This is a genomic window from Sinorhizobium psoraleae (assembly GCF_013283645.1).
GTDB lineage: Bacteria > Pseudomonadota > Alphaproteobacteria > Rhizobiales > Rhizobiaceae > Sinorhizobium > Sinorhizobium psoraleae.
Genome location: NZ_JABEKV010000003.1, coordinates 611,982 through 638,336, shown reverse-complemented (window position 1 = coordinate 638,336; position 26,355 = coordinate 611,982). Strand labels below are relative to the sequence as shown.

General features: G+C 62.1%; 25 protein-coding genes. 10 read left to right on the top strand and 15 right to left on the bottom strand.

Going from position 1 to position 26,355, the window contains the following annotated elements; translation table 11 throughout:
* The first annotated feature begins 60 nt into the window (after window positions 1–60).
* The 8 genes from ILFOPFJJ_RS18750 to ILFOPFJJ_RS18715 all read left to right on the top strand — a co-directional run bounded on the left by ILFOPFJJ_RS18750 (window position 61) and on the right by ILFOPFJJ_RS18715 (window position 8,750).
* Window positions 61–1,044 carry an ABC transporter substrate-binding protein gene (locus ILFOPFJJ_RS18750; protein WP_173512060.1) on the top strand — a complete coding sequence of 328 codons (984 nt, stop codon included), beginning with the start codon at window positions 61–63 and terminating at the stop codon, window positions 1,042–1,044.
* A gap of 175 nt (window positions 1,045–1,219) precedes the next feature.
* Window positions 1,220–2,713: a sugar ABC transporter ATP-binding protein gene (locus ILFOPFJJ_RS18745; protein ID WP_173512059.1), complete on the top strand. Its 1,494-nt coding sequence runs from the start codon at window positions 1,220–1,222 to the stop codon at window positions 2,711–2,713.
* 1 nt (window position 2,714) lies between these two features.
* A complete protein-coding gene (locus ILFOPFJJ_RS18740; RefSeq protein ID WP_173512058.1) occupies window positions 2,715–3,719 on the top strand; it encodes an ABC transporter permease in 1,005 nt (334 codons plus the stop codon).
* 29 nt (window positions 3,720–3,748) lie between these two features.
* Complete coding sequence (locus tag ILFOPFJJ_RS18735; RefSeq protein WP_173512057.1) at window positions 3,749–4,741, top strand: ABC transporter permease; 993 nt, start codon at window positions 3,749–3,751, stop codon at window positions 4,739–4,741.
* A 64-nt stretch (window positions 4,742–4,805) separates the two neighbouring features.
* Window positions 4,806–5,654, top strand: a complete 849-nt coding sequence (locus ILFOPFJJ_RS18730) for a phytanoyl-CoA dioxygenase family protein (protein ID WP_173512056.1) — start codon at window positions 4,806–4,808, stop codon at window positions 5,652–5,654.
* Window positions 5,655–5,819: 165 nt separating this feature from the next.
* On the top strand, window positions 5,820–7,028 hold the full coding sequence (gene hmpA, locus ILFOPFJJ_RS18725; RefSeq protein WP_173512055.1) for an NO-inducible flavohemoprotein: 1,209 nt from the start codon (window positions 5,820–5,822) through the stop codon (window positions 7,026–7,028).
* 224 nt (window positions 7,029–7,252) lie between these two features.
* Entirely contained in the window at window positions 7,253–7,717 is a 465-nt protein-coding gene (locus ILFOPFJJ_RS18720) for an Rrf2 family transcriptional regulator (protein ID WP_173512054.1), read from the top strand.
* A 121-nt stretch (window positions 7,718–7,838) separates the two neighbouring features.
* Window positions 7,839–8,750 (top strand): SMP-30/gluconolactonase/LRE family protein, encoded by a 912-nt coding sequence (locus ILFOPFJJ_RS18715; RefSeq protein ID WP_173512053.1) that lies wholly within the window; start codon window positions 7,839–7,841, stop codon window positions 8,748–8,750.
* Between the two features lie 88 nt (window positions 8,751–8,838).
* On the opposite strand, the gene ILFOPFJJ_RS18710 is transcribed toward ILFOPFJJ_RS18715, so the two are convergent.
* The 14 genes from ILFOPFJJ_RS18710 to ILFOPFJJ_RS18645 all read right to left on the bottom strand — a co-directional run bounded on the left by ILFOPFJJ_RS18710 (window position 8,839) and on the right by ILFOPFJJ_RS18645 (window position 22,417).
* Window positions 8,839–9,609 carry an ABC transporter ATP-binding protein gene (locus ILFOPFJJ_RS18710; RefSeq protein WP_173512052.1) on the bottom strand — a complete coding sequence of 257 codons (771 nt, stop codon included), beginning with the start codon at window positions 9,607–9,609 and terminating at the stop codon, window positions 8,839–8,841.
* Between the two features lie 9 nt (window positions 9,610–9,618).
* Window positions 9,619–10,608: an ABC transporter substrate-binding protein gene (locus ILFOPFJJ_RS18705; RefSeq protein ID WP_173512051.1), complete on the bottom strand. Its 990-nt coding sequence runs from the start codon at window positions 10,606–10,608 to the stop codon at window positions 9,619–9,621.
* A gap of 129 nt (window positions 10,609–10,737) precedes the next feature.
* Window positions 10,738–11,577 carry an ABC transporter permease gene (locus ILFOPFJJ_RS18700; RefSeq protein WP_173512050.1) on the bottom strand — a complete coding sequence of 280 codons (840 nt, stop codon included), beginning with the start codon at window positions 11,575–11,577 and terminating at the stop codon, window positions 10,738–10,740.
* 24 nt (window positions 11,578–11,601) lie between these two features.
* Window positions 11,602–12,951, bottom strand: a complete 1,350-nt coding sequence (locus ILFOPFJJ_RS18695) for an LLM class flavin-dependent oxidoreductase (RefSeq protein WP_173512049.1) — start codon at window positions 12,949–12,951, stop codon at window positions 11,602–11,604.
* A 67-nt stretch (window positions 12,952–13,018) separates the two neighbouring features.
* Window positions 13,019–13,576, bottom strand: a complete 558-nt coding sequence (gene msuE, locus ILFOPFJJ_RS18690) for an FMN reductase (RefSeq protein ID WP_173512048.1) — start codon at window positions 13,574–13,576, stop codon at window positions 13,019–13,021.
* Window positions 13,577–14,021: 445 nt separating this feature from the next.
* Window positions 14,022–16,274: a xanthine dehydrogenase family protein molybdopterin-binding subunit gene (locus ILFOPFJJ_RS18685; RefSeq protein ID WP_173512047.1), complete on the bottom strand. Its 2,253-nt coding sequence runs from the start codon at window positions 16,272–16,274 to the stop codon at window positions 14,022–14,024.
* On the bottom strand, window positions 16,274–16,774 hold the full coding sequence (locus ILFOPFJJ_RS18680) for a (2Fe-2S)-binding protein (RefSeq protein WP_173512046.1): 501 nt from the start codon (window positions 16,772–16,774) through the stop codon (window positions 16,274–16,276). Before ILFOPFJJ_RS18680 ends, ILFOPFJJ_RS18685 begins: the two co-directional genes overlap by 1 nt.
* Window positions 16,774–18,162 (bottom strand): c-type cytochrome, encoded by a 1,389-nt coding sequence (locus ILFOPFJJ_RS18675; RefSeq protein ID WP_173512045.1) that lies wholly within the window; start codon window positions 18,160–18,162, stop codon window positions 16,774–16,776. Before ILFOPFJJ_RS18675 ends, ILFOPFJJ_RS18680 begins: the two co-directional genes overlap by 1 nt.
* A 296-nt stretch (window positions 18,163–18,458) precedes the next feature.
* Window positions 18,459–18,695, bottom strand: a complete 237-nt coding sequence (locus ILFOPFJJ_RS18670) for a DUF1127 domain-containing protein (RefSeq protein ID WP_173512499.1) — start codon at window positions 18,693–18,695, stop codon at window positions 18,459–18,461.
* A gap of 517 nt (window positions 18,696–19,212) precedes the next feature.
* Window positions 19,213–20,259 carry an aldo/keto reductase gene (locus tag ILFOPFJJ_RS18665; protein WP_173512044.1) on the bottom strand — a complete coding sequence of 349 codons (1,047 nt, stop codon included), beginning with the start codon at window positions 20,257–20,259 and terminating at the stop codon, window positions 19,213–19,215.
* 307 nt (window positions 20,260–20,566) lie between these two features.
* The gene (locus ILFOPFJJ_RS18660) at window positions 20,567–20,992 is read right to left on the bottom strand and encodes a VOC family protein (RefSeq protein ID WP_173512043.1); all 426 of its coding nucleotides are present in this window, start codon (window positions 20,990–20,992) and stop codon (window positions 20,567–20,569) included.
* 168 nt (window positions 20,993–21,160) lie between these two features.
* A complete protein-coding gene (locus ILFOPFJJ_RS18655; RefSeq protein ID WP_173512042.1) occupies window positions 21,161–21,604 on the bottom strand; it encodes a DoxX family protein in 444 nt (147 codons plus the stop codon).
* Window positions 21,601–22,086 carry an SRPBCC family protein gene (locus ILFOPFJJ_RS18650; RefSeq protein ID WP_173512041.1) on the bottom strand — a complete coding sequence of 162 codons (486 nt, stop codon included), beginning with the start codon at window positions 22,084–22,086 and terminating at the stop codon, window positions 21,601–21,603. Before ILFOPFJJ_RS18650 ends, ILFOPFJJ_RS18655 begins: the two co-directional genes overlap by 4 nt.
* Window positions 22,070–22,417 carry an ArsR/SmtB family transcription factor gene (locus ILFOPFJJ_RS18645; protein WP_173512040.1) on the bottom strand — a complete coding sequence of 116 codons (348 nt, stop codon included), beginning with the start codon at window positions 22,415–22,417 and terminating at the stop codon, window positions 22,070–22,072. Before ILFOPFJJ_RS18645 ends, ILFOPFJJ_RS18650 begins: the two co-directional genes overlap by 17 nt.
* 179 nt (window positions 22,418–22,596) lie before the next feature.
* Between ILFOPFJJ_RS18645 and ILFOPFJJ_RS18640 the strand changes: the two genes are divergently transcribed.
* Window positions 22,597–22,851, top strand: a complete 255-nt coding sequence (locus ILFOPFJJ_RS18640) for a hypothetical protein (protein ID WP_173512039.1) — start codon at window positions 22,597–22,599, stop codon at window positions 22,849–22,851.
* Between the two features lie 175 nt (window positions 22,852–23,026).
* Here ILFOPFJJ_RS18640 and ILFOPFJJ_RS18635 read toward each other — a convergent pair whose 3' ends face one another.
* Window positions 23,027–24,433: an FAD/NAD(P)-binding protein gene (locus tag ILFOPFJJ_RS18635; RefSeq protein WP_173512038.1), complete on the bottom strand. Its 1,407-nt coding sequence runs from the start codon at window positions 24,431–24,433 to the stop codon at window positions 23,027–23,029.
* A 676-nt stretch (window positions 24,434–25,109) separates the two neighbouring features.
* On the opposite strand from ILFOPFJJ_RS18635, the gene ILFOPFJJ_RS18630 reads away from it, so the two are divergent.
* Window positions 25,110–26,327 carry an SfnB family sulfur acquisition oxidoreductase gene (locus ILFOPFJJ_RS18630; RefSeq protein ID WP_173512037.1) on the top strand — a complete coding sequence of 406 codons (1,218 nt, stop codon included), beginning with the start codon at window positions 25,110–25,112 and terminating at the stop codon, window positions 26,325–26,327.
* The last annotated feature ends 28 nt before the right edge of the window (window positions 26,328–26,355 follow it).

Below are 26,355 nucleotides of genomic sequence, written 5' to 3'. Positions count from 1 at the left end.
GAAGCACAAAGTGCTCGCATCCGGTAGAGGAGTACCGGCAAACCGGGAGGAGAGAACACGATGAACAGGATCTCACGTCGCGCCTTCATGCTTGCCGCCACGGCGGTTGGCGCAATCGCCGTCGCCGGCACGGTCGCCTTCGCTGAGCTGCCCAAACTCGCACAGAAGGAAACCTACAAGGTCGGCTTCGCACAAACGGAGTCCAACAATCCCTGGCGCATCGCCCAGACCAACAGCATGAAAGCCGAGGCTGAGAAGCTCGGCCATCAGCTCGTCTACACCGATGCCGCCGGATCCGCCGCCAAGCAGGTCGCCGACGTCAACTCGATGATCGCCCAGGGCGTCGACCTGATCTTCCTGGCGCCGCGCGAAGAAAAGCCGTTGATCCCGGCGGTCATGGCCGCCAAGAAGGCTGGCATTCCCGTCATTCTTCTCGACCGCAGCGTCGACCCGTCGCTTGCCAAGGCCGGCGAGGATTACGTCACCTTCATCGGCTCGGATTTCATCGAGGAAGGCAAGCGCGTCGCCGAGTGGCTGGTGAAGAATGCCAACGGCAAGTCGAAGATCATCGAGCTTGAAGGCACGACCGGCTCGTCGCCTGCCAATGACCGCAAGAAAGGCTTCGATGAAGCGATCAAGGCGGCAGGCGGCTTCGAGATCGTTGCCTCGCAGACGGGCGATTTCGCACGCGACAAGGGCAGGCAGGTCGCCGAAGCCCTGCTGCAGGCACATCCGGATGCCGACATCGTCTATGCGCACAACGACGAAATGGCGATAGGTGCGATCGCGGCAATCGAAGCGGCGGGCAAGGTCCCGGGCAAGGACGTGCTGGTCTTGTCGATCGACGGCGGCAAGGAAGCGGTTCAGGCTGTCATCGATGGGAAGATCGCTGCGGTCGTCGAGTGCAATCCGCGCTTCGGGCCCAAGGCCTTCGAGACGATGCTGCGCTATGCCAAGGGTGAGAAGATCGATCCCTGGGTCATAAACGAGGACAAGTTCTACGACTCGTCCAACGCGGCTGCCGAACTCGCCAACGCTTACTGACATCCGCCTTCCCAGGCCGGCGCGGCAACGCCGCTCCGGCCGGTGGCGAGCTGCTGCAGCGACCTTTGCGAGTCTATTCGGGCGCGCGGCGCTCTAGGCGTGGTACAATCAGCGATGCCCAGGCGCAATCATCGGCGGTCCGCGGCAGAAGACAGATCGGCATCCGGAGGGACTTATGCTTCTGTCCATGCAGGGCATTTCCAGGTCGTTCAACGGCATTCCCGCGCTGCGCTCGGCCTCTCTTGAGGTGGGCGAAGCCGAGGTGATGGCGCTTGTCGGGCAGAACGGCGCAGGCAAGTCGACACTGATCAAGATTCTCACCGGCGCCTACCGGCGCGATGAGGGGACGATCGTCTTTGCCGGAGATGAGGTCGCCTTCTCCATGCCAGCGGAAAGCCAGGCCCGGGGCATCGCGACGATTTACCAGGAGATCAATCTCGCCCCGCAGCGATCCGTTGCAGAGAATATCTATCTGTCGCGCGAGCCGCGGCGCTTCGGCTTGATCGATCGCCGCGCGATGCGCGAGGGTGCCGCTGCGGTGCTGCGGAACTTCAATCTGGAGATCGATGTCGACGCACCCGTCGCGCGCTTCAGCGCAGCCACCCGGCAAATGGTGGCCATCGCGCGCGCCGTCACACAAAGGGCGCGGCTGGTGATCATGGACGAGCCGACCTCGTCTCTCGATGAACGCGAAGTGGCCATTCTCTTTGATACGATCCGAACGCTGAAACGGGGCGGCGTCTCGGTCATCTTCATCGGCCATCGCCTCGACGAGCTCTACCGGATTTGCGACCGGGTCACGATCATGCGGGACGGCAAGACCGTCGCCACGAGCGCGATGGCGGACATGCCCAAGCTGGCACTGGTGCGGCATATGCTGGGAAAAGAACTTGCAGCCTTCGAAGCGATCGCCAAGGATGCAGACGAAGGCACCCGGAGGCCGGTGCGGCTGTCGGTGCAGAATGCAGGTTCCGGCGTCCGTGTCCGGGACGTCAGTCTTTCGGTTCGCGAAGGCGAGATCTCGGGGCTTGCCGGCCTGCTCGGCTCCGGCCGCACCGAAACCGCCAATCTGATCTTCGGCGCCGACCGCCTGGAACGCGGCGAAATCCGCTACAACGGCCAAACGCGCTCCTATCGCCAGCCCGCGGACGCCATCGCCGACGGCATCGGGTTCGTCGCCGAGGATCGGAAGGTCGACGGCATCATCCCCGACATGAGCATCCGCGAAAACATGACGCTCGCGCTTTTGCCGAAGCTGAGCCGTGCCGGCATCATCGATCGTGCGCGCCAGGATGAAATCGTAGAACGCTACATCACTGCGCTCGGGATCAAGTGCGCCTCGCCGGACCAGCCGATCAAGGAGCTCTCTGGAGGCAACCAGCAGAAGGTCCTGCTTGGCCGATGGCTCTGCACCGACCCGAAGCTGCTGATCGTCGACGAACCGACCCGCGGCATCGACATCGGCGCGAAATCGGAAATCCTCCGCCTCTTGCGCCGGCTCGCCGACGAAGGCCTCGGCGTGCTGATGATTTCCTCCGAACTCGAGGAACTGCTGGCCGCGGCCGACCAGGTCACCGTTCTCAGCGACGGGACATCGGTCGCCGTACTGCCGCGCAAGGACCTAAGCGAGGCAGCGCTCTTTGCCGCCATGGCGCACCAGGTGGAATAGCATGACGACAATCGAGACACAGGCTGCCGCAGACACGGTTCCTTCCGGCAAACGTTTCTTCACCCTCGCCGGACGTTACGGCACATTCGCCGCCTTCCTGGCGCTAATCCTTTTCAACGTCGTTTTCACTCCGAACTTCCTGTCGCTGCAGACGCTCAACGTCAATCTCACCCAGGTTGCGACCATCGTGATCGTCGCCACCGGCATGACATTGGTGATCGCCACCGGCGGCATCGACCTTTCCGTCGGCTCCCTGATGGCAATCGCCGGCGCGCTCGCGCCGATGATTTTCATGGGAACGCTCTTTCCGATATCGAACATGCCGGTCGCCGTGGCGCTCGCGCTGGTTCTGCCGGTCGTCGTCGCGGGGCTGCTTGGTCTCTTCAACGGTTTCCTGGTGACCCGCTTCGCAATCCAGCCGATCATCGCGACCCTCGTGCTCTTTATCGCCGGCCGCGGCATCGCCCAGGTGATGACCAACGGCAACCTGCAGGTTTTCAGGAACGAAGGCTTCCAGTTCATCGCGATGGGACGCGTCGCCGGCATTCCTGCGCAAGTGATCCTGATGGCGGCGATCGCGGCGATCGCCTGGGCCGCGATCCGCTATACGGTTTTCGGGCGGCAGATCATCGCGGTCGGCGGCAACGAGAAGGCAGCCCGCCTGACCGGCATGCCCGTCCCGCGCGTCAAGCTCATCGTCTACATGATCAGCGGCGCGCTTGCCGGGGTGGCCGGGCTGATCGTCGTCGCACGCAATTCCGCGAGTGACGCGAACCTCGTCGGCCTCGGCATGGAACTCGACGCGATCGCCGCGGTTGCGGTCGGTGGCACTCTGCTGACCGGCGGCCGAGCGAATGTCATCGGTACGGTGGTCGGCGCCCTGGTGATCCAGCTGGTGCGCTACACCCTGCTTGCCAACGGCGTGCCGGACGCCGCCGCGCTGATCGTCAAAGCGGCCCTGATCGTGCTCGCGGTGTTCATCCAGCAGCGCGCCGGCAAGTCATGAAGGAGGCAGGTCCTGAAGGAGAAATGTCGATGGACGCATTCCTCAAGGCTCTAGCGCCCAGATCCTCCGGCGACATGGCCCGTCTCGGCGTCATCCTGGCGCTGTTCGGACTGATCCTGTTCGGAGCGCTGCGCTACGACAATTTCCTGTCTCAATACAACATATTGAGCTTCCTGCGTTACAATTCGATGTTTGCCCTAATCGCGCTCGGCATGGCCTTCGTCATCATGACTGGCGGCATCGATCTCTCCGTCGGCGGCACGGCGGCCATGGCGAGCGTCATCGCCGCGCTTCTGTCGCCCTATCACTGGGTGGCAGGTCTCTTCGGCGGTATTGCAGCCGGCCTCGCGGTCGGCGCGTTGAACGGCTTCATCGTTACGGTCATGCGCATCCAGCCCTTTATCGCGACGCTCGCAACCATGCTCGGAGCCTACGGCACCGGCTTGCTGCTTGCCGGAAACCAGTCGGTCTCGGTTTCCTACGACAGCGGCTTCACGGCGATCGGCCAGGACGATTTCCTCGGCTTTCCCATTCCGGCCTGGATCGCCCTTCTCGCTTATATCGCGGGCTGGCTGGTGCTGGAGCGTCTGCCCATCGGCCGCCACGTGCTTGCGATCGGCGACGGCGAAGCGACAGCCGCGCTGATGGGCCTCAAAGTCAGGCGAACGCTTGCCGCCGTCTATGTCGGCTCCGGCGCGCTCGCGGGGCTCGCAGGCGTGATCCTTGCCTCGCAGTTCGGCGCCGGGCAACCCACCGAAGGCGTCGGCTGGGAACTCTTCGCGATCGCCTCCGTGGTGGTCGGCGGCACGCTTCTGACCGGCGGCTCCGGCTCCGTCGGGGCGACGTTGGCGGGTGCCTTGCTGCTCGCGATGGTGTTCAACATCCTGAATTTCGAGAACGGTCTCGGGTGGATTTCGCTCTCCGCCTATTGGCAGTCAGTCATCCGGGGCGGCTTCCTGCTCATCGTCGTCGTCCTTCAGGCGCGGCTGATGTCGCGTCGCACGGGTGAGGAGAGCGTTTGAGCGGCGGCACCGGCATCAGCTGGGTGACGCGTCCCAAGCAGCACGAAAACCAAGAGGAGATAGGATGAATACGACCGCAACACGCGAAGCCCGACTGGACTATGATCTCGCCGCTTGCGTCGAAGCTTTGCAACGGGACGGTATTACCGGACTGAAGGGCGCCTTCTCGCGCGAATGGGCGGAGGCCATGCGCGAGGATATGATGACCGCTTTCTGGTCAGCCATTCAGCGACCGGGCGGCGCCGTCGGCCGAGGGCCTCGCCGCTGGTATGTAGAGATCCATCCGCAGGACCTTTCCGGCTTCGTCGATCTCGTCACCCATCCCTGGGTCGTAGACATGTGCGAGGCGGCCCTCGGACCCGATTACCAGATCGTCGAAATCGGTTTCGACGTGCCTTTTCAGGGCGCCAAATACCAACCGTGGCATCGCGACTTCCCCTCCCCGCCGGAGACCTATGTCGGGCGCCGCATCACCTCGCTTGCCTTCAACCTGACGGGCGTGGACGTCACCGAGGACATGGGGCCGTTCGAGATCGCACCTGGAACCCAATGGCTCGACGGTCGGGAATGGAAGCATGAAATGTTTCCGCCCAAGGAGGTATGGCCGGAGTTTCAAAAGCTGGCGACCCGCAAGTATCCGAAGCTCGGCGATATTTCATGCCGTTCCGCGCTCACAATCCATCGGGGGACGGAACACGGCTCGCCGATCGCCCGCCCCGTCCTGGTTCTCGGCGCCGACGCGCCCGGCGCGGGCCACGCCGAATTGCACGACATGATGGTGACGAGGGATTATTACGACGCCCTGCCGGAGATGGTGAAGAAACATCTGGTCTGCAGGGTCGTCGACGAGCTGATCCCGGTCACCCAGAAACACGACATCGAAGGTTTGGTGATGGGTTCGACGCCGACCTGACATGCCGGCGGCTTGCTGCGCCCGACGCCGGGCCGCAGCACCTGATGGCCGCAGCCCGTGACAGAACCGCGCAGGTTTTATCACATGCTAAAAGATATATTGCGTATGAATCTTTAATCGCCTAATCGCTTCGACATCGACCATCGCACAAAGAATGGAGACATGATGTCGAAGCCCTTGAGCGAAACCACCAAGGCAATTATCCGCGCGACAGTGCCTGCGCTTGCGGCCCATGGCACGGCGATAACGGCGGCAATGTACAAATGCCTCTTTCAGGATCCCGAAGTGCGGGAACTCTTCAACCAGTCCAATCAGGGCGAAGAAGGACGGCAGACCAAGGCATTGGCGCATGCGATCCTTGCCTACGCGCAGAATATCGACAATCTTGACGTGCTTGCCGGGGCAGTCGAGCGCATCGCCCAGAAGCATGTCGGGTTGAACATTCGGCCGGACCACTATCCGCATGTCGCAACCGCGCTGCTCGGTGCGATCAAGGAAGTCCTCGCGGACGCCGCAACCGATGACGTGCTGACGGCCTGGGGCGAAGCCTTCTGGTTTCTCGCCCACATTCTCATCGGTCGCGAGGAACAGATCTATGGCGATCTTCATTCTTCGGTTGGCGGCTGGACCGGATGGCGCCGCTTTCGTATCGACGCCAAGGTCCCCGAAAGCGATATCATCACCTCATTCATCCTGCGTCCGGTAGACGGTGGCCCGGTCATCCGTCACCGGCCGGGTCAGTATCTGACCTTTCGTGTCGCCGTTGGGGGCCTGCCGTTGCAGCGCCGCAACTACAGCATCTCATCCGCGCCAAATGGCGAGAGCTACCGTATTTCCGTAAAACGCGAGCCCCACGGCCTGATCTCCAACCTCCTGCACGACGACTTGCAGGTCGGATCCGTCCTGGACGTCGCTCCGCCGACAGGTGATTTCTGCCTTGCCGAGGAACAGGAAAGACCGGTCGTTCTGCTCTCGGGCGGGGTCGGGTTGACGCCCATGGTGGCCATGCTCGAGGCTATCGCCGCGCACGGCAACCGACGGCCGGTCCATTATATCCACGGCGCGCAGGATGGACGCGTGCACGCCATGGCCAAGCACATTCGTGCCCTAACGGCAAAGCAACCGCACATCACGTCGGCGGTCTTTTATCAGTCGCCTCGGACAGGGGACCAAAAGGGCGTGCACTACGATCATGACGGCTTCATCACCCTGGACTGGCTTGCCGCCAACACGCCGATCAAAGAAGCGGACTACTACATCTGCGGTCCGAAGCCGTTTCTGGCAACCTTCGTCAACGGTCTTGCGAAATCCGGCGTGCCGAACGACAGAATTCATTACGAGTTCTTCGGGCCGGCCGACGAGCTGGCCGCATAGGCGCTTTCTCCCGCCAACCCGTCTGCTGCAACGATGCGTTTCAGACGCACAAAGGCCGCTGTAGCGTTTTCAGTCGCCGGCGGTTTTCCGGAGCGCATCGATCGCGCTCCGGCTATTCCCTCGGTGACCGGGGAATCTTCCTCGTTCTTCGAGATTTGCATTTAAATAATGGATGAACGAGATATCTTTAGACCGTAATCGCTCTTCGAACTTGGACCCCCAATATGCGGCTAACAGTCTATTCTGACTATGCGCTTCGCCTGATGATGTATCTCGGGCTGAACGACGGCCGCCTTTCGACGATCGCGGAGATCGCGGAAGCCTACGACATCTCTCGCGCCCACCTCATGAAGATTACACACGAGCTCGGCCAGAAGGGCCTCGTCCGCACGGTGCGTGGACGCCACGGCGGCATGCAGCTTGGCCGCGCCTCTTCCGAGATCAGCGTCGGCGATATCGTCAGGGCCTGCGAACCCGACTTTGCGGTCGTCCCCTGCCTCGAAGCGGGTGCCGGTATCGTTTGTGCCGTTCAGCCCGCCTGCGTGCTGAAGCGCGCCCTTGCCGCGGCCGCCGCGGCGTTCCTCGACGTCCTTGACGGCTACACCTTGGCCGATCTGCTTCGTCCTTCCGTTCCGCTTCGGCAATTGCTCGGGATCGAAGGACCAAAGCCGGAGCCAGCTGGCGCGTGAGTCTACGTCCCGACGGCGGGTCGCGCATCTTGCAGTACGCGCAAAGGTCGCTGTAGCCATTTGAATTGCTGCATGTTCTTATCCGTGCAGTGGGAAGGCAGCACACGGGAGGAACAGGGCCTTGGCAGACAATCCGCTTTACGACATCCGCGACGAACGTTTCCGCACCCTGACCGTCGGCAGCGCGGCGCTCGAAGAACTTTATCGCGGTTGCCGCTGGGCGGAAGGACCGGTCTGGTTTTCCGATCTCAACTGCCTGATCTGGAGCGATATTCCGAACGAACGCATGCTGCGATGGACACCGGAGGGAGGCGCTTCCGTCTTCCGCTCGCCCTCGAATTATGTCAACGGCAATACCCGCGATCGCCAGGGCCGGCTGATCTCCTGCGAACACGGCGGCCGGCGCGTGACGCGTACCGAATATGACGGCCGCATTACCGTGCTCGCCGACAGCTATCAGGGCAAGCGGCTGAACTCGCCAAATGATGTCGTGGTGCGGTCCGACGGTTCGATCTGGTTCACCGATCCGACCTACGGGATCATGTCGGACTATGAGGGCCACAAGGCAGAGCCGGAACAGGCGACGCGTAACGTCTATCGCATAGACCCTCTGTCCGGCGCCATCGAAGCCGTAGTCACCGATTTCATCCAGCCGAACGGCCTCGCCTTCTCCCCGGACCAAAAGCAGCTCTATATCGCCGACTCGGGATCGGCTAGCCATGAAGTCCCAAGCCATATCCGCGTTTTCGATGTGGCCGATGATGGCACACTGATAAACAGCCGTTATTTCTGCTCCATCGACAACGGCAACCCGGATGGCTTTCGCTTCGACGTCGACGGAAACCTGTGGTGCAGCGCGGCCGACGGGGTTCATTGCTTCGCACCGGATGGCAAGTTGCTTGGCAAGATCCTCGTGCCGCAGACGGTATCAAACCTCACATTCGGTGGTCCGAAGAAGAACCGCCTTTTCATCACCGCAACCCAGTCGCTCTATTCGATCTACACGACGACGAACGGCGTGCAATATCCGTAGTCATCATCGCTTTCACGATGGCGCCGTTGAGGTCCGCTTTTGTTCGTCTCCGTCAATAAGCCGGCGATAGGCAGCGCGAAGCCCGCACTCAGTGCAGGCCGAATTCACGAAACAAATCCTTGCGATACTGGACGAAGCGCGTCTCGCTTCGATCGCGTGGCCGGGCGAGATCGATCTCTATGGTCTTCGGGTGGCCGTCCTTGTTTTTGGGAAGAACCAGGACACGATCCGCGAGGTAGATCGCCTCTTCGAGGTCGTGCGTGACGAGAACCATCGTTACGTTCTCATCCCGCCATATTCGCTCCAGTTCCTCCTGCATCGTCAGCTTGGTCATCGCATCGAGCGCGCCGAATGGCTCATCGAGCAGCAGGATTTCCGGCTGGACCGTCAGCGCCCGCGCGATGCCGACCCTTTGCGCCATGCCGCCGGAGAGTTGCTTGGGGTAGGCATCGGCGAATTCAGTCAATCCGACCAGGGAGATGTAATGGCGCGCTCGTTCCTTGGCGTGACGGGCATCGCCCCCTCTGACCTCCAACCCGAACGCGACGTTCTCGAGGACCGTCAGCCAGGGAAGCAGGCGTGGCTCCTGGAAGATGACGGCGCGTTCGTTCCCAACGCCCGTGATCGGCTCGTTGTCGATGAGCACCTTGCCGGCATCTGCGGCTTCGAGACCCGCGAGAATGCGCAGCAAGGTCGTCTTGCCCGATCCGCTGGCCCCGACGATTGCGAGGCATTCGCCGGAACGGATATCCAGATTGACGTTTCTCAGAACTCTGAGCGAGCGCCCGCTGATCTGGAAGGATTTCGAGAGATCGCGGAGTGCAATCTCTCCCTTTCGCGAAGTCTGCACATATTCCATGAGTGGACCTCAGTTTGCCGCGGCGCTGGCGCTGGTCTGGAGCAGAAGATCGGATGCCTTGTACTTGCCCTGGGGCAGGCTGCCCTCGCGCTCGAGAACGCCGATCCAGAAATCGAGATCTCTTTCGGTCGCGCGCGCGCCCGGCCGCAACCCGAAGCCGGTCCAGTGCTTGGCCAGTGCGCCGTTCTCGCCGCGTTTCTCGAGAATTTTTGCAAGCAGCGCCCGTGCTTCTTCCGGGTTCTCTCTCGACCAGTCGGCCGCGCGGGCGGACTGTTCGACGAAATTCCTGGCCGCGTCCGGGTGTTCCTCGACAAAGTCGCGGCGAAGAACGGCAAAGCCGCCGGCAATCTCACCAAGCACGTCGGTATCATCGAAGACCGCGCGTACGCCGCCATTGGCTACGATCTGGCCGTTGAACGTTGCCTGCCAATATCCGACAGCCGCGATGTCGACCTGCTTCGAGCGCAACGTCTGCTCCAGCTGCGGACCTGGCACGGTGACGAGGTTGGCGGCATTCTGCGGCAAGCCCTTGCTGTGCAGCGCTTCCCGTATCGCATAGTCGAGATGGGCGCCGAGCGTATTCACCGCAATGGTCTTGCCGGCAATATCCTCGATGGATTTGATCGGGCTGTCCTCGAGCACGTAGAAGATGCTCTTGACCTGCTCGTTGATGCCGTTGGTCGGATAGGCGGCGACAAAATCGTTGCCGCTGGCGATCGAGTTGATGACAGCCGACGTCGCTGCAGACCCTATGTCGACGCTACCGGATGCGAGCCCGAAGAGCGACTCCGGGCCGCCGCTCGCATAGCCGACGTTCTCGAGCTTGATACCCGTGCCGTCGAAATAGCCAAGCTCGGACGCGAGCTCGTGCGCCGATAGGCTGCCATGGCTCGCCAGGTAGCGCAGGGTCACCTGATCGGGCGACTGCGCCGCCGCATATCCGGAGAGGCCGATGGCAAGCACGGTGCCAAGACCGAGGGAGCGTATGGAGATGGCCATATATTCGTCTTTCCTTGTTGAAGAGGTGAACTCGAAGCGCAGTGCTAAAGCGCGTCGCACGCGCTTTAGGTCTTTGTTTGCGTGCATGTCGTTGTCCCGAAACCGCTGCACACTTTCCGGCGACATGCATTAGATCGAAACATCACTCCAGCGGCACAGGCGGCGCTGCGCGAACACAAGAGCGTAGTTGGCGATGAGCCCAAGCCCCGCGAGGATGAAGATCGCCGCGAACATGAGGGGTATCTGGAAGTTGTACTGGGCGTTCATGACCTGGAAGCCGACCCCCTTGTTCGCGCCGATCATCTCGGAGGCGATCAGCAACAGGAGTGCGGTCGTGGCGCTCAATCGCAGGCCGACGAAGATGGAGGGAATGGCTCCGGGCAGGACGACACGCCGGAACACGGTCGACCGAGACGCCCCGTAGACACGCGCCATCTCGATCAGCTTCGAATCCACTTCCTTGACCCCGCTGATCGTGTTCAAAAGCAGCGGAAACAATGTCGCCCAGAAGATGACGAAAACCTTGGATGCCTCACCAAGCCCGAGGAGCAGGATGAACACCGGATAGAGCGCGAGCGCCGATGTCTGCCTGAACAGCTGAAGGATCGGGTCGAGTGCGTTCTCGATTGGGCGTACCTGTCCCATGAAGAGCCCGAGCGGTATCGCCACAACCACGGCCGCGACGAACGCCAGACCGGATCGTTGAAGGCTGATGGCGATATCGTCGAGCAGGGCTCCGCCGAAGACACCTGTCCACATGGCAGAAAGGATCGCGTCGATCGGCGGGAAAACGGCGGGATTGAGCCAACCGTTGCTGCTGGCAGCTTGCCACAAGACGAGGAAGGCGAGCAGAACCCCGTAGCGCGACAGCCAGTGGCGAAGTTTTATGCCTGCCCGCTGAAAATACTCTTCGGCCTTCGCGCCATCGGCGGCGCCGAGGATTGATCTATCGACATCCTGCAAGCTCATCTGCGAGCCCTCCTCTTTGGCGTTTCATTCGGCGGCCTGAACGGTCTCGCGCGATTGCGTCCACGGGTTTGCCGGTCTGGGGAGGCCGAGGTTTTCGCGAAGCGTGCGGCCTTCGTATGCGGTTCGGAACAGCCCGCGACGCTGCAGTTCGGGGATCACCAGATCGACAAAATCGTCGAGCGCGCCGGGAAGCCACGGCGGCAGAATGTTGAACCCGTCCGCGGCTTCGTTGCGGAACCACTCCTCGAGCTGGTCGGCGACCTGCTCGACGCTGCCGACGACGGTGTAATGTCCTCTCGCCGTCGCGATCCACTGGTAGAGCTGCCGGATCGTGAAGCCGTGCTCGTCGGCGATCTTGCGGATCAACGCCTGGCGGCTCTTCATGCCTTCCGTCTCCTGGCTGACGGGAAGCGGACCGTCGAGCGGATATCCCGTGAGATCGAGCGTTCCGCCGGTCAATCCGTTGAGCAGGGCGACGCCGTCTTCAGGCACGATCAGCGCATTGAGCCGATCGTACTTGCTGCGCGCTTCTTCTTCGGTTCGGCCGACAAAGGGCGCGACCCCCGGCATGATGAGCACGTGCTCGGGGTTACGTCCCGCCCGTTGGACGCGCGCCTTGATGTCCCGGTAGAACTCCTGGGCGGAACTCAGATTCTGGTGCGCGGTGAAGATCACTTCCGCTGTCGCGGCGGCAAGCCTGCGTCCGTCCTCCGATTGTCCCGCCTGGACGACAACCGGATGGCCCTGTATCGGGCGCGGCACGTTCAGCGGCCCTTTCACCGAAAAATGCTTGCCCCGATGATTGATGTCGTGAACGCGTCCGGCGTCGAAAAAGCGGCCGGTCGCCTTGTCGCGGATGAAGGCGTCGTCCTCCCAGCTGTCCCAGAGCGCCTTGACCGTTTCGACATGCTCGTGCGCCCGCTCATAGCGCTCGGCATGGCTTGGCTGCGTTTCCCTGTTGAAATTGCGAGCCGTGTCATCTCCCGCCGATGTCACCACGTTCCACCCTGCCCGGCCGCCGGAAAGAAGGTCGAGCGAAGCGAATTTGCGAGCGAGCGTATAGGGCTCCTCGTAGGTGGTTGACGCGGTCGCGATGAAGCCGAGATGCGTCGTGAGCGGCGCGAGTGCAGCAAAGAGCGTAACGGGTTCGAACCCCGCGATCTTGGCGTTCCCGCCTTCACGCCCTCCTAGTCCTACGGAGAGATTGTCCGCCAGGAAGTAGGCGTCGAACAGGCCGCGCTCCGCTGTCTGTGCAAGCCTCTTGTGGAATTCGAAACTTGTGGCGCCGTCTGCCGGAGCCTCCGGGTGTCTCCAGGCGGCGACATGCTGGCCGCCACCGGGCAGAAAGGCGCCGAGCTTGATCTTTCTGGTCATTGAACCCTCCGAGAATTTGGCCGATCGGCCACGAGTTGATGGTTGCTTCACGATGTCTGTTCTGGCTCTAGGCAGCGATGCTCCGCCAATCGGAGCGCGCCACAGCCCGCGTCGCTTCGTCGACCGCCTGTCCTACCCGCGCATGGATCGCTTCGGAGAACAGGACGCCGTCCGCAAAGTCCTTGTCCGACGCATAGATTGCCGTCGGCATCGCAAGGGCTTCAAAGAAGCCGAACAGAGGGCGTAGCTGATGCTCCACGATCAGCGAATGACGTTCGCCACCGCCCGTCGCCGCGATGATGATCGGCTTGCCGCGCAACGACGTCGGATCGAAGAGGTCGAAGCAGTGCTTGAAGAGCCCGGTGTAGCTGCCTTTGAAAGTCGGTGAGCCGACGACCAGCACATCAGCCTCGATCACCTGGCTGACAAGGTATCGTGCTTCTGGGGCGAGATCGTCCAACCGCCTCGCATTGGGAAGCGAGGGACCGAAGTCCTCGATGTCGAATGTCTGTGCGGAAGCCCCGATGCTCAGCGCGAGCCGATGAACGATATGATCGACGAACCCCCGGGTTTTGGACGGGCGTGTGATGTTTCCCGAGATTCCGGCTACTCTTTTATCCGGCATCTTGACCTCCGTCGGCGCCGCTTCAGATGTCATCATCTAAATCTATAATTTTTGTGATTTATAGGAACGAAGTTCTATTCCGCGCCGTTAGAGGAGAAGAGTTTCCCATGATGCAGGCCCTGACTGCAGCGACCTTGGCGCAACCAGTCTTTCCGCCCGTATTTGCCTGCCCGTCATCGTGTTCTGGAAAGGCAAGAAGCGCCGGCTCGGAGAGGACCTATCTCCGTCGGGGCCGGTACAGACGGCATCGGCCCGCTGGACGACCCGCGCCGCGAGGTTTCCGCACAGGCGGGTTGAACGACCAGTTGTTCGAGATCATTGTTCAAAGCGGCGGCACGCGGACGCGATTGGGGCAGTCCGCTCGGTCTGGCCCCTACAGCGCCCCGCGTCTTATTCGACGCGCAAAGGACGCCAATCGGCTACGATTTAAGGAAACGGCAGTAGATCAAGCGCGTCCGACCGCGTTTCGTAGTCGCTCTCTCGTAAATGGCAAATCATAGAGACGCTTGCCGGTGGCGTTCCTGATCGCATTGGCGACAGCCGCGGCCGCAGGTCCCTGGGCTGCCTCGCCGGTACCGAGGAACGGTTCCCCGGGGCGCTCGACAATATGCACCTCGACGCTGTCCGGGACACTCGCAAAACGAAGGATCGGATAGCTCGACCAGTCGGTGCTGGTAATCCTCGTCCTGTCGAATGCCACGGCCTCGTAGAGCGTCCAGCTGATGGATTGCAGGATCCCGCCTTCTGTCTGATTGCGGATGCCGTCCGGATTGACGATCTCGCCGCTGTCGATGGCGGACACGGCGCGTATCACGCGAACGCGCCCGGTCTCCGGCTCGACTTCCGCTTCCATCGCCACCGCCAGGTAAGCAGCCAGGTTCTTGTAGCGCGCGAAGCCGAAGCCGCGTCCGCGATTCCTCGGCATCTGGGCCTTGTCCCAGCCGAAGCGCTCTGCAGCCAGTTCGATGACGGCACGCGCACGCGGATCCTCCATGTGCCGCAACCGGAATTCGACCGGGTCGGATCCGGCCATCAGTGCCAGTTCGTCGATCGTGCTTTCGATCGCGAAGACATTGGCATAGCCGCCCAGCGCCCGGAGCGCCGAGACGCGCAGCGGCATGTCGGGCAGGAAGTGCCAAAGCACACGCTTGTTCGGAATGGTGTAGAGCGGATTGGCGTTTCGGTCGCCGTTGCCGGAGGGACTGATTCTGAGCTCGGCCGGCTCCGGCTGGAAGGCTTGAGCCTTGTGGCGCGCTGCGAGCAGCGCACCGGCACCGCCAGGACGCGTGGAGTGGGTATTGCTCCAGAGATCATAAGCCCAGCTCGCGATCCTGCCTTGATCGTCGAGTGTCGCGCTGACTTTCATGAGCATCGCCGGGCCATAAGGCTCCCAGCTGTGCTCCTGCTCGCGCATCCACTGAACCCGAACCGGTTTTCCGGAAACCTTGGTGGCGATGAGCGCGGCATCGGCAGCTGCGTCGTCGGCACCATTGTGGCCGTAGCATCCCGACCCTTCCATATGGATGACATGGACCTTTTCTTCCGGCATGGCGAGCATCTCGGCGATCGCCGCACGATCGGGAAAGACCCCTTGCGTGTGCGACCAGACGTCCAATGTCCCGTCCGCCTTCATCTGCGCGACGGCGCAGGAGGGGCCGATCGAGCCATGGATCTGATAGGGCCGCGTGTAGGTCGCCTCGAACACCTTGCCGTCGGATGAGAGCACGCCCGCCTCGGCAACGGTTCCCACCTCGCGCTCGAGCCTTTGCAGTTCCGCCGGCAGGTCGGTCTGATCGGGGAGCGTCTCCCTTTCCTCCCACCGCGCGGCCTCTGCCAACGTCCGCATGGCATTTACCGCCTGAAATTCCTTCTCGGCAACGACGGCAAGGAAGTTGCCGTCGCGCACGACGGAGACGACGCCCGGCATCGCCTCGGCCGCGCCTTGATCGATTTCCGTCAACGTAGCTGCCGAGCTCGGGGGACGCACGACACGCGCATGCAGCATGCCATCCAGACGCAGGTCGTGCACATAGGCGGGCTGGCCCGTCACCTTCGCCGGGATATCGACGCGAGGAAGCGGTTTGCCCATCACGCGGAAGGTACCGGGCTGCTTCAAGGCCGACTGCGGCTGCGCTTCCACGTGCAGCATCTCGCCGGAAACAAGTTCGCCATAGGTGACGCTTCTCCCGTCTTTTGCCAGCACGGATTTGTTTTCGGCCTTGAGCTCCGTCGGCGCTATGCCGAAGCGCTTGGCGGCTTCCGCCAAAAGCAGCGCGCGCACCTGTGCTGCCGCGTTCCTGATTGCGGTACCGCTGTTTTGCATCGACTGGCTGCCGGCCGTGAAGCCTTCGTTCGGCGTGCGGCCGGTGTCGGCCGTGATGAACTCGATGTCCACGGGGTCCACCTCCAGCTCTTCGGCAGCAACCTGCAGAAGGGCGGTGCGGATGCCTTGGCCGAGCTCTGCCTTGCCGGTGAAGACGGTAATCGAATTGTCGGGATCAATCCGGATCCAGGAATCGAGGAAGCGGTCGTCGTCAAGGCTGCCCGGCAGGGACGCGGGTGGTGCCGGTGGCGTCGTCGGCGGTGCCGGCGCCGCAGGCGCTTGGGCAAACGCGCGGCCAAGCGAAAAGCTGACAACGAGACAGCCGGTGCCGACGATCACGCTGCGGCGAGTGATTTGGCCCTGGAGGATGCTCATCAGCCTGCCCTCCCTTCATCGGACTCGGGCAAGGAGGCGGCCTTCATCAATTCGCCTGCCCGTCTGATCGCGGCGAGAATCCGCATATGCGTGCCGCAACGACAGAGGTTCGTCGCCAGCGCCTCGCGGATGTCCTCGTCGCTTGGCTGCGCATTCCGGCGCAAGAGCGCGTGCGCACTCATCATCATGCCCGGAATGCAGTAACCGCATTGCGCCGCCTGCAGCTCGATGAACGCCTGTTGCAGCGGCCCCGGCTCGTCGATCGTGCCTAAACCTTCGATGGTCGTGATTTCCCGTCCCTCCAGCAGCATGATCGGCACCATGCAGGAAAGCACCGCCTCGCCATCCACCACCACGGTGCAGGAGCCGCACTGGCCGAGCCCGCAGCCGTATTTGGCACCGTTCAAGGCCAGGTCGTCGCGAAGGACGTAGAGCAGAGGCGTCGACGGATCGGCGTCGACCTGATGCGGGCTGCCGTTTACTGTCAGCGATATGCTCATCATCCCTCCTCGGCACCGACATTGTGTGGCGCCCTTTCAATGCCGTCCGACGGCCGGACGGTCACCTTGTGCGCGCCGGAACGGGTATTGGCGACCAGTTCCACGAGGCCCGCCCACGCCGGCTCCTCGGAGAAGCGCTCGCGCATGTAAGCGAGAACGTCGGCCACCTGTTGGTCATTGAGCAGATGTCGGAAGGCCGGCATCACCGCGCTGGCCTCACCGTCCGCCGGCGGAAGGCCGAACAGGACGATGTTGACGATGTTTTGCGGGTTCGGCGCATTGACGGCGGTGCTGAGTTCGAAGTTCAGGCCGCCGAAGGGCTGGCGCTGGCGGCCTTCATGGCAACTTGCACAGGCGGCAATATAGATCGCTTCGCCCGAACCGGTCCCGGAAGCACTCACGAGCGAACTCTGGCTATCGGCGGTCTGCTCCAGGCGATCCCCTTCGAACTGCTCGCGCAATTGCGCAGCCTTTTGCCCGCGTTCGGGCGTCGGATCGCCCATGATCGACGTGACATAGGTGGCGATCGCCATGATATCGCTATCCGGAAGGGCCGAGAGGTTGCCCGTTACCTCGGCCATCGGTCCGCGTGAAACGCCGTGGAATTCATGCCAGCCGTTGCGCAGGTAAAAGGCGAGGCTTTGCTCGTCCCACGGGATAGGAGCCTTGGAATCCTTGTTGATCGCGTAAGCCTGCCAGCCCTCCGCCTCGCCGCCGCCGAAGTTCCGGTCGCGATCTTCAGCGCCGAAGGCGTTGCGTGGCGTGTGGCAAGCGCCACAGTGGCCAAGCCCTTCGGCAAGATAGCGCCCGCGCGTCCACGCCTCGCTCTGACCGCTGTCCGGTTCCAGTTCGCCCCTGTCGAAGAAGAGCAGCTTCCAGCCGGCAAGGAGGGGGCGGAACGTCAGCGGGAACTGGAGATCGTTCTCAGGAGCTTCAGCCTTTACCGCGGCACGCGTCATCAGGAAGGCATAGAGAGCGCGATTGTCCTCTTCCGAGACGCGCGTGAAATGGTCGTAGGGGAATGCTGGATAGAGGTGGCTGCCGTTCCGGTCGACGCCCTCGTTCATGGCGCGCTGGAAGGCCGCCTCGCTCCAGCCGCCGATGCCCGTTTCACGATCGGGGGTGATGTTGGTGGAGTAAATCGTGCCAAAAGGGGTCGGCACGGCGAGGCCGCCCGAAAATGCGGGTTTGCCGGGAACGGTGTGGCACGCGATGCAATTGCCGAGTGCCGCCAATTGCGCGCCCTTCGCGACGAGATCCGGGGCGAAACTCGCCTCCGCAGCAGCGGCGTCCTCGGGGATCTCGGAACGCCACGCCAACAGGAAGAACACACCTGCAGCCACAACTATGGCCGCTACGAAAACGATCGCCGCCCTCAAGGCCCACATCGCAGATCTCCGCCGATCGGAAGAAACGCCGCACTTCCCGATCTGTTCCGAGCGGCGAAATGACGTGTGCGTGAGTGCGGAAATCCCGTGAACCTGTTCTTGGGCAGGAGGTTGGTCGGCCCGCTGAATATCGGGGACGATCGACGACGCCGGACCGTTGCAGCCGCAAAGGGTTCGCGAGCGGCCTGATCTCGTGACCGCCCCAGACGCGAGTCGAGCAACGAAACGAGAGGAAGGACGTCACTGACGTCCTTCCTCTGCTTCCGACGGTTTGCCGTCCTGCATAGCGAGGCACCTTAAAGCCGGACATCCCAAAGGGGAAATCTGGCTTCCAGGAGCGTGTCCCCGCTCTCCGGAAGACCGATATCGCGGCGCATGCGGTTTGACAGATGGGCGGTCCGGTTCGTCGTTTGACGACGTCTCCAGGCGGCCCGGATCAACGCACCCGCGGTCTTCCAGATGCCGAATTTCCGGCACAGGTCATCGACCGTTGCGGCAAGGGTATCAACAACTAAAAGTTGTGCTTCACGCATGATTTTTCCGTCCCGGCGCGACAACGCGGCCAGGTCCTCTCGAAGATCAAAAAAGACGCGCGGATGCGGACGCGGAAATGCGAACAATCGCTCCGTCAGCCGGTCACGTCAGGTCAAATGGGAAAGCGCCAATCGGCAGAAATCCGGGGCTTAGAGACCCTGGAAGCAAAATCGGCTCGAGCAAGATGTGCGATACATCGTCGTGCTGCCAGCCGTCCCGCCAGAGAAGCGCATAGTCCCGAGAACAGATATCATTTCACGCCTCCTCTGATTTGAATTGCGAGTGTGGTGACTTTACACGAGACCGACCAATCTGCAAAGGCACAATTCGGGATTGCAGAAATCACGCCAAATCCGTTGCAGGAATGCAACACTTTCAGTGACGCTTTGTACCGGCGACGGCGAGCTGAAGCGCCACTTGCTTGTTCCAAGCGTGGCGGCTCGCGGGACAAGCAAGAGACGACGGGAGGCCGTCAGGCGAAGGAAGCGGCCTGGGCATCAGCCGCTCCGTGGATTCTCATTGCCGGGTGCCGTTCCCAGCAGACTGATCACCTTTGATCGGCCTCGTTCCAAGAAGCGCATCGATCTCCGCCATGGTCGCGGACGGTAACGGACCTTTCTCCAGCGCGGCCAGATTTTCGCGCACCTGCGCCTCCGTCTTGAAGCCGGGGATGGGAAAGGTGTTGGGCGAGCGAGCCAGAATCCACCCGAGTGCCCCTTGCGCCAAGGTCCTGCCGCCGGTCTGGAGGAGCTCTCGTACCTCTGCAAGGCGGTGGAGATAATCGGCGCGAGGCCGCCCGTCCGCGAAGAACCGCACCCAGCTATGACCGGCTGCGCGCACGTCGCTTGGCGGCAGACGCGTCTCGGGACTGAACTTGCCGCTGAGGAACCCCATCGCCAAGGGTGATCGATTGAGACTGGCGAGATTGTTGTCCTCACACATCGCCAGCATGGCCGGCCCATCCGTAAAGACGTTCAATTCCTGCTGCACCGCGACGAAATGCGGGAATTTCACCATTCGTCTCGCCGCTGCGGCGTTGTCCGTGCTCCAGCCCCAGAAACGGATGGCGCCTTTCTCCGCCAGCTTCTCGAGCGTCTCGCCGGCCGCGTCCGCCAGATCGGCCGAAAGCTCTCCGACATGGATTTGATAGAGGTCGATATAGTCGGTGCCCAAGCGCTCACGCGATGCCGCGCAGGCCTGTTCGATGTAGGCGGGACTGACATCGGTGCTGACGAGGGCACGGGCGGCGCGATCATGGGTGTATCCGAACTTGGTTGCGATGATTGCATCAGCTCTTCGTCCGCCCAGTGCCCGGCCAATCACCTCCTCGCTGTGCCCGGTTCCATAAGCATCAGCCGTGTCGATCAGCGAAGCCCCCATCTCAAGCCCGAGATGAATGGCACGGATCGACTGTTCGTCGTCGACCTCTCCCCAGCCGTCCGGTTTTCCGTCGAGTGTGAAATAACCTCCAATCGCCCAGCAGCCTAAACCGATAGGTGCGACCGCGAGGCCAGAGCGTCCCAATGGCCTACGGTTGATCGCAGAGATGTCGCTGGCAAGCATGGCATTCCTTTCCATTTATGGTGATGCCAGCGAACTATGCCACCGCGTGCGCGGCGATCAGAAGCTTCGATTCCGCAGGGGGTTTTTCAACAATGAAAAACCGATCTCCATAGCGCGGCGCGAAACTTGGTATTCGGCGTGAGGGGGCGGGGTCGCAAGTTTGCCGCCGCGCCGTTGACGGCAGCGGGCGCCCGTCCGCCAGTCAGAGGGGATATGGTTCCGCTTGGAGCCATTCACCACCGGCGCGGGTGTTAGGGCCGGCGACTCAGCGCCGGCCGCATGAGAGGTGCTTATACCGGTGCCGACGTCAGGCTGATTCTGCATTGCCGTCCATGACGGCTTGAGGATCCATCCACGCCAACTCGAATACATGCCCGTCGGGATCTTCGAACGCGCGGTTGTACATGAAGCCCATGTCCATCGGTTCACGAATGTCTGCCTTGCCTCCGGCCTTCCCTGCGGTTTCGGTGAGCGAGTCCACCTCTTCGCGGCTGTCGCAGGAGAGGCAAAGCAGCACCTGGCAGGTCGTATGCGCGTCCGGAATCTCTTTCGACGTGAAGGTTGCGAAATAGTCGCGCGTCAGCAGCTGGAAGGTGATCACGTCCGACCAGACCATCGAGGATGCCTTCTCGTCGCTGAACTGCTCGTTCTTTTGGCACCCGATCGCTTGATAGAAGCGGGTCGAGGCGGCGATGTCCTTCACCGGCAGATTCACGAAAATCATCTTGGGCATTGCTGTCTCCTTCAATCGAAGTTGGTGGCCGTTGCGCCGTCGCAACGAACGCTCTCGTCGCCAGCGCGGACGCTGGGCGACCGGCTGCAGAACGAATACGCTCAAGACCCACTTGGCTGAAACCGTCGAGGGGAGCTGCACTGCAGGTCGCCGGTGCGTCCATCCCGCTTATTGGCTGGAAACAGGCAACGCTGCCACGTCCCTCGAACGAGGTGGAGCGGAAGGCTCTCGCGCAAGCGGAAACAGAGCCCTGAGGCGCTGGTCGCGGAGCCATAGGCCACCCCACATGAACAGCCCGAGATAGATGCTGAACAGGATGTGGCTGAAGAGTGGGCTGCCCGCGCGGATCTGGGTCGCCATAGCGCCGCCGAGCAGCCCCATCATCATCACCGCACCGAGCACGCTTGTGCGCGGAATCAGGTAAAGCACGAGGCAGGTCAGCTCGATGAGGCCGATCATGAACGAATAGCCGGCAGGCCAGCCAAGCTCAGCCATCGTCGCTTCCGCCACAGGCATTTGGAGCAGCTTGGGCGCGATCGAGGCACCAAGCATGAACAGGGCAAAAAGCCCGGTGAGAATCCGACCGGTCCAGAGCATCGCGGGCGTGTTCATACTGTCCTCCCGTAGGTGTGCAGCCACTGATCGAGACGGGCGAAGGTGCCCGTCCAGCCGTGGCGATGTCCGGCAAGACTTTGCTCGGACTTCAATCCCTGCTGCGTGAACTCCATCTGCGTCTGCCCGTCGGGCAGTTCGGTGAGGAGCATGGTGACGAGCGTGTCGACCGGAGTGCCGTCCTCGTGATCGTCGCTCTCCCACTTGAAGCTGAACACCAGCCGCTCGGGCGGAACCACCTCGCGATAGACGCCGCCCTGCCAGAGCACGCGATCTTCCGACGTCGAGCGCAGGCAGGCACGCCAGGTGCCGCCCGGACGCAGGTCCTGCTCGGTGCGGACCGCGGGCCACTCAGGCGGCCCGAACCATGCGACAAGCATCTCCGGCCGCGTCCAGGCGCGCCAGACCAGCTCTCGCGGCGCATTGAAGATGCGACGCAGGTTCAGCGTGTGCGCTGCAAGCCTGTCAGTGACGGGAGCCATCGTCGCTCCCCGATTGGATGCTCTTCAGATAGGCATCCAGCCGGTCGAAGCTCGATTCCCAGAAGTGGCGATACTGATCGATCCAGTCGGCGACCCCCTTCATCGCAAGCGGCTCGAGCTTGGCGGGCCGCCACTGCGCGGTGCGGCTGCGGCTGACGAGCCCGGCACTCTCCAGCACCTTCAGATGCCGCGAGATGGCCGGCAGGCTCATCGCAAACGGAGCGGCGAGATCGTTCACCGACGTCTCGCCCTCGCTCAACCGGGCAAGGATCGCGCGGCGCGTGGGATCGGCAAGGGCAGCGAACTGGGCGCTCAGGGGATCGGTGTGCATGACATATCCTTGTATTTAACATGGATGTTAAATATGCTGTGAAAGGCTGTCAAGGGCTCGGCTATCTTGAGCATCGGGTTGTTCGACGGCGAGCAAAAATGGTCCTCGCTGCAACAGGCGCCATAATGAAGTATAATCGCGTAGACCCCCAACCGATCTTAGAGGGAGCGAAAGAACAAATGTCCGTGGGCGCGGGTCCGCGAAAAGCGGACGCTGAATATGCGATTGAATACTTCCAGGAGAACCCGGAAGCCGGCCTTTGCTACGAGGATCGGCGCTGGTGGATTACGCCGAACGCAAACGAGACCGATCAGCAGGTCCTGCTACTTGACGTGAATGAGGCCGAACGGCTCAAGGATAATCCTCGCCTTCAACTCGTGTCGGGAATCGCTCATGCGGAACGGTCGCTCTGGGTCGTTCGAAGAATGACATAGATAGCTATCCGCCGTCTGTCTCTGAGCGCTAGCACGGCTTGGCAGGTTCGAGCGGCTGTTGTGCGAATTCGACGTCGCGCCGATCTAGAAAAATACGCAGCCACGCAAAGTGCTACAGCACCTGCACGTCTAAAAAGACGCACGGGTGCTGCAGCCTACATCGTCGCGGTTCCGATCACCCCGCCTTCAGTGCCACGCGCTTGCCGGTCGCGATCAGGCGTGCCGCCGCATAGGTCTGGGTGACGATCTCCGGGACGAGGTCGATGTCGGGCAGGCTGCCCACTCCGAGCGGACCGATCGCAAAGAGGTTCGGCGTGCGGCCGCCGCTGCCGAGCACCTCTCCGGTGGGGCTGACGGCAATGCCGAGTTCGAGCTCGTCCGGCATGGCCAATCCGCCGGCAAAAAGGCTTTGAAGCAACGGCGCCTGGAGGTCCGGCGCCGAGCAGCGGCAGTCGATCACCTGGTCGGCCCGCAGCAGTTCCTCCGTTGGCTCGCCGGACCAGCGAACCATCAGTCCTTCCGGCACCCGCCGCCCGGCCCATCCGCGACGAAGTATCGTCCGGCCCTCGGCAAGCTCCTGCTGGAGGCGAGCATGGACGGCCGCCGGCAGGCGGTTTCTGTGGCTGTCGTAGATGGCGCGCAGATGCCGGTTGAACTGGCGCTTTTCCCGCGCGGGGAGCGCCTGCCAGAGCGAGCGCGCACGGCGGCGAAGCCCGTTCATCGCCGACTGCCAGCTCTGCCCCTTGGCCTCCGCATCGGCGCAGGCCTTGCGGACGAACCGGACGATCTCCCGGAGGCTCGACGGCATCGGGTCGACCGGGAAACTCGGGGCCGCCGACAGGCGCGTATGCGTCTGCGGAAGAAAGCCATGTCGCGACAGGAGCGTGACCGTTCCCGCGTAGCCGTTGTCACGCAACTGGAAGAGCTGATCGACGACACGAATGCCGCTGCCAAGAAGGATCGCATGCCGCGGATCGACAAGCCGGCGGGCTCTGACGACCGGCCGCTCCTCGTCGGGAACATCGACGTCGCGAGGCCTCATGCCAAAGCCGGTCGCGAGCACGACGACATCGCATTCGTCGGTTCCGGCATCGTGAACGAGCGTAAAGCGACCTGTGGCGAGCTTGTGCAGACCACGGACTGGCTGGTGGGAGAACTTCACGGTGATATCGGAACGGCGTGCAAGCGCCTCGGAAAAACGCTGATGGACGTAGTCGCTGAAAATGCCCCTGGGCACGAAAATCTGCTGGAAGCCAGGTATCGCCGCCGGTACCGCCGCCCGGAATTCGCCATTGGTGCAAAGCCAGTCGTTGAAATCGTCAGGCTGCCCGGCGGCAACCGAGAGATCACGCACGCGGCTGTTGAGTATCTCGCAGCTCTGCGCCGAAGACAGGGCCTGGCCACCGCTGATCGACGGGTGAGGATCGTACATGGTCAAATGGAAGGATACGCGGACCGACTTCATGAGCGCGATCGCCATCATGATGCCTGAAAATCCACGCCCGACTATGGCAATCTCGGGCTTCGAGGATAGGCCGGCCGCCGCGGGCGGCTTCGTTGCAAACAATCCGTAAACAGTCATGTGAGCTCCTTTGCGTCCGGCCGCAGCCGTATCAGTCGTGGGCAACCCCTACGCAGGACTTCGAAACACACAAATAGCTGCCGTTTGAATTTTCAGGGATATCAAGACTGGATGCCGCTCGGCTACCGGGAAGTCTGCGCTCCTTTGGCTGCCTCCAGCGCCGCGCCTCCTATCAGACGCATGCTTATGCGGCATAGTCTATCAAGTTAGTATTTTATGACAAAGAGACCGATCGGCAAGCGTTTTGTTCGACCGCTCGTCTCAACCACTCGTCTCAAGCAGTCGCCGCCGAATAACATCACGCGGCGCTTCCGATTGAAACCAAGCCACGATTGCCCCTCGACAGCAGTGCGCCAAACGGCTTCGCCCGTCGCCGCCTTTACAGCCTTCTCCACCGCGACCGGACGTACAATTGGCGAATGCAAGAAAACAGTCCATGCTTCATGATATGAGAGTGGATCGACGCGAGCGAAGCAAAGAAAGTTCAATATCCATAAATTCTATAGAACAAGCTTCCTTACCGGATGTAAGGTGATCGTTCAGTGATACGGCCAATGGTCGGAGCGGACTCGTGGGGAGTGAAAACGGCTTCCGCCCGCACCGACGTTCTTGGAACCGATTGCGAGTGTTCCGGATTGATGCGATCCAGGGACGTCGCGATCTATGGAGGATCGATATGGGAACCATCTCGCAGTTCGCCGAGAAGACGAGATCGCCCGCGCAGCGCATCGAAAGCGAGGAAGAGGCCTTGTCGGTTGCAAGAGATCTGGCAAGGCAGTTTGCGGTACGTGCCAGCGAGCGTGATCTGGAGCGCGTTCTTCCCCATGAGGAACTCGATCAACTCGCGCAATCGGGCCTGCTGGCGATCAGCGTTCCATCGGATTACGACGGGATCGATGTATCGAACGCCGTGCTCGCCGAGGTCGCGGCGATCCTCTCCGAAGCCGACAGCTCGATCGGCCAGATTCCCCAGAACCATTTCTATGTCCTGGAGGCGCTTCGTCACGACGGGACGGAGGAGCAGAAGAAGTTCTTTTTCGGGCGGGTGCTTGCTGGCGACCGGTTCGGCAATGCGCTCGCCGAAACCGGTACGGAGACCGTCGGCGATTACGACACGCGCCTGACCGAAGACGGTGCCGGATACCGGATCAACGGCCGCAAATATTATTCGACCGGCGTTCTCTTTGCCGATTGGATCGCAATTTTCGCGCTCGATCCTGCCGACCAGTTGACAATGTCCTTCGTCCCGCGCGGCACCGAAGGCGTGCAGATCATCGACGACTGGGACAGTTTCGGGCAACGCGTCACCGGCAGCGGCACGACCGTACTGCAGAATGTCTATGTGAACGCCGGATCCGTCGTCCGGTTTCACCGCGGATTCGAACGTCCCGGCACCATCGGCTCCGTCGGCCAGATCATCCATGCCGGCGTGGATCTCGGCATTGCGCGCGCCGCTTTCCGGGAGACCGTCGACTCCGTCCGCACCAAGGCGCGGCCGTGGACGGGCAGCGGCGTGGAACGGGCGTCGGAAGACCCATTGACGATCGCCCGGGTCGGCGAGATCGCCATCCGCCTGGAGGCGGCGTCGGCAGTCGTCGAACATGCGGGAAGAAAGGTCGACATCGCCCAAATCGATCCGACGGAGCAACACGCAATCGAAGCGAGCCTTGCTGTCGCCGCCGCCCAGGTTCTGACGACAGAGGTCGCGCTCGACGCCACCAACACGCTCTTCGAACTTGCCGGCACCGCCTCGACCAAGGTCGCACTCAATCTCGACCGCTACTGGCGCAATGCGCGCACGCACACACTGCACGATCCGGTGCGCTGGAAATATCACGTGGTCGGCAACTACCATCTCAACGACGTGACGCCACCTCGAAATGGATCGCCGTGACTGATTTCGCTCGGCGAGGACCGAATCA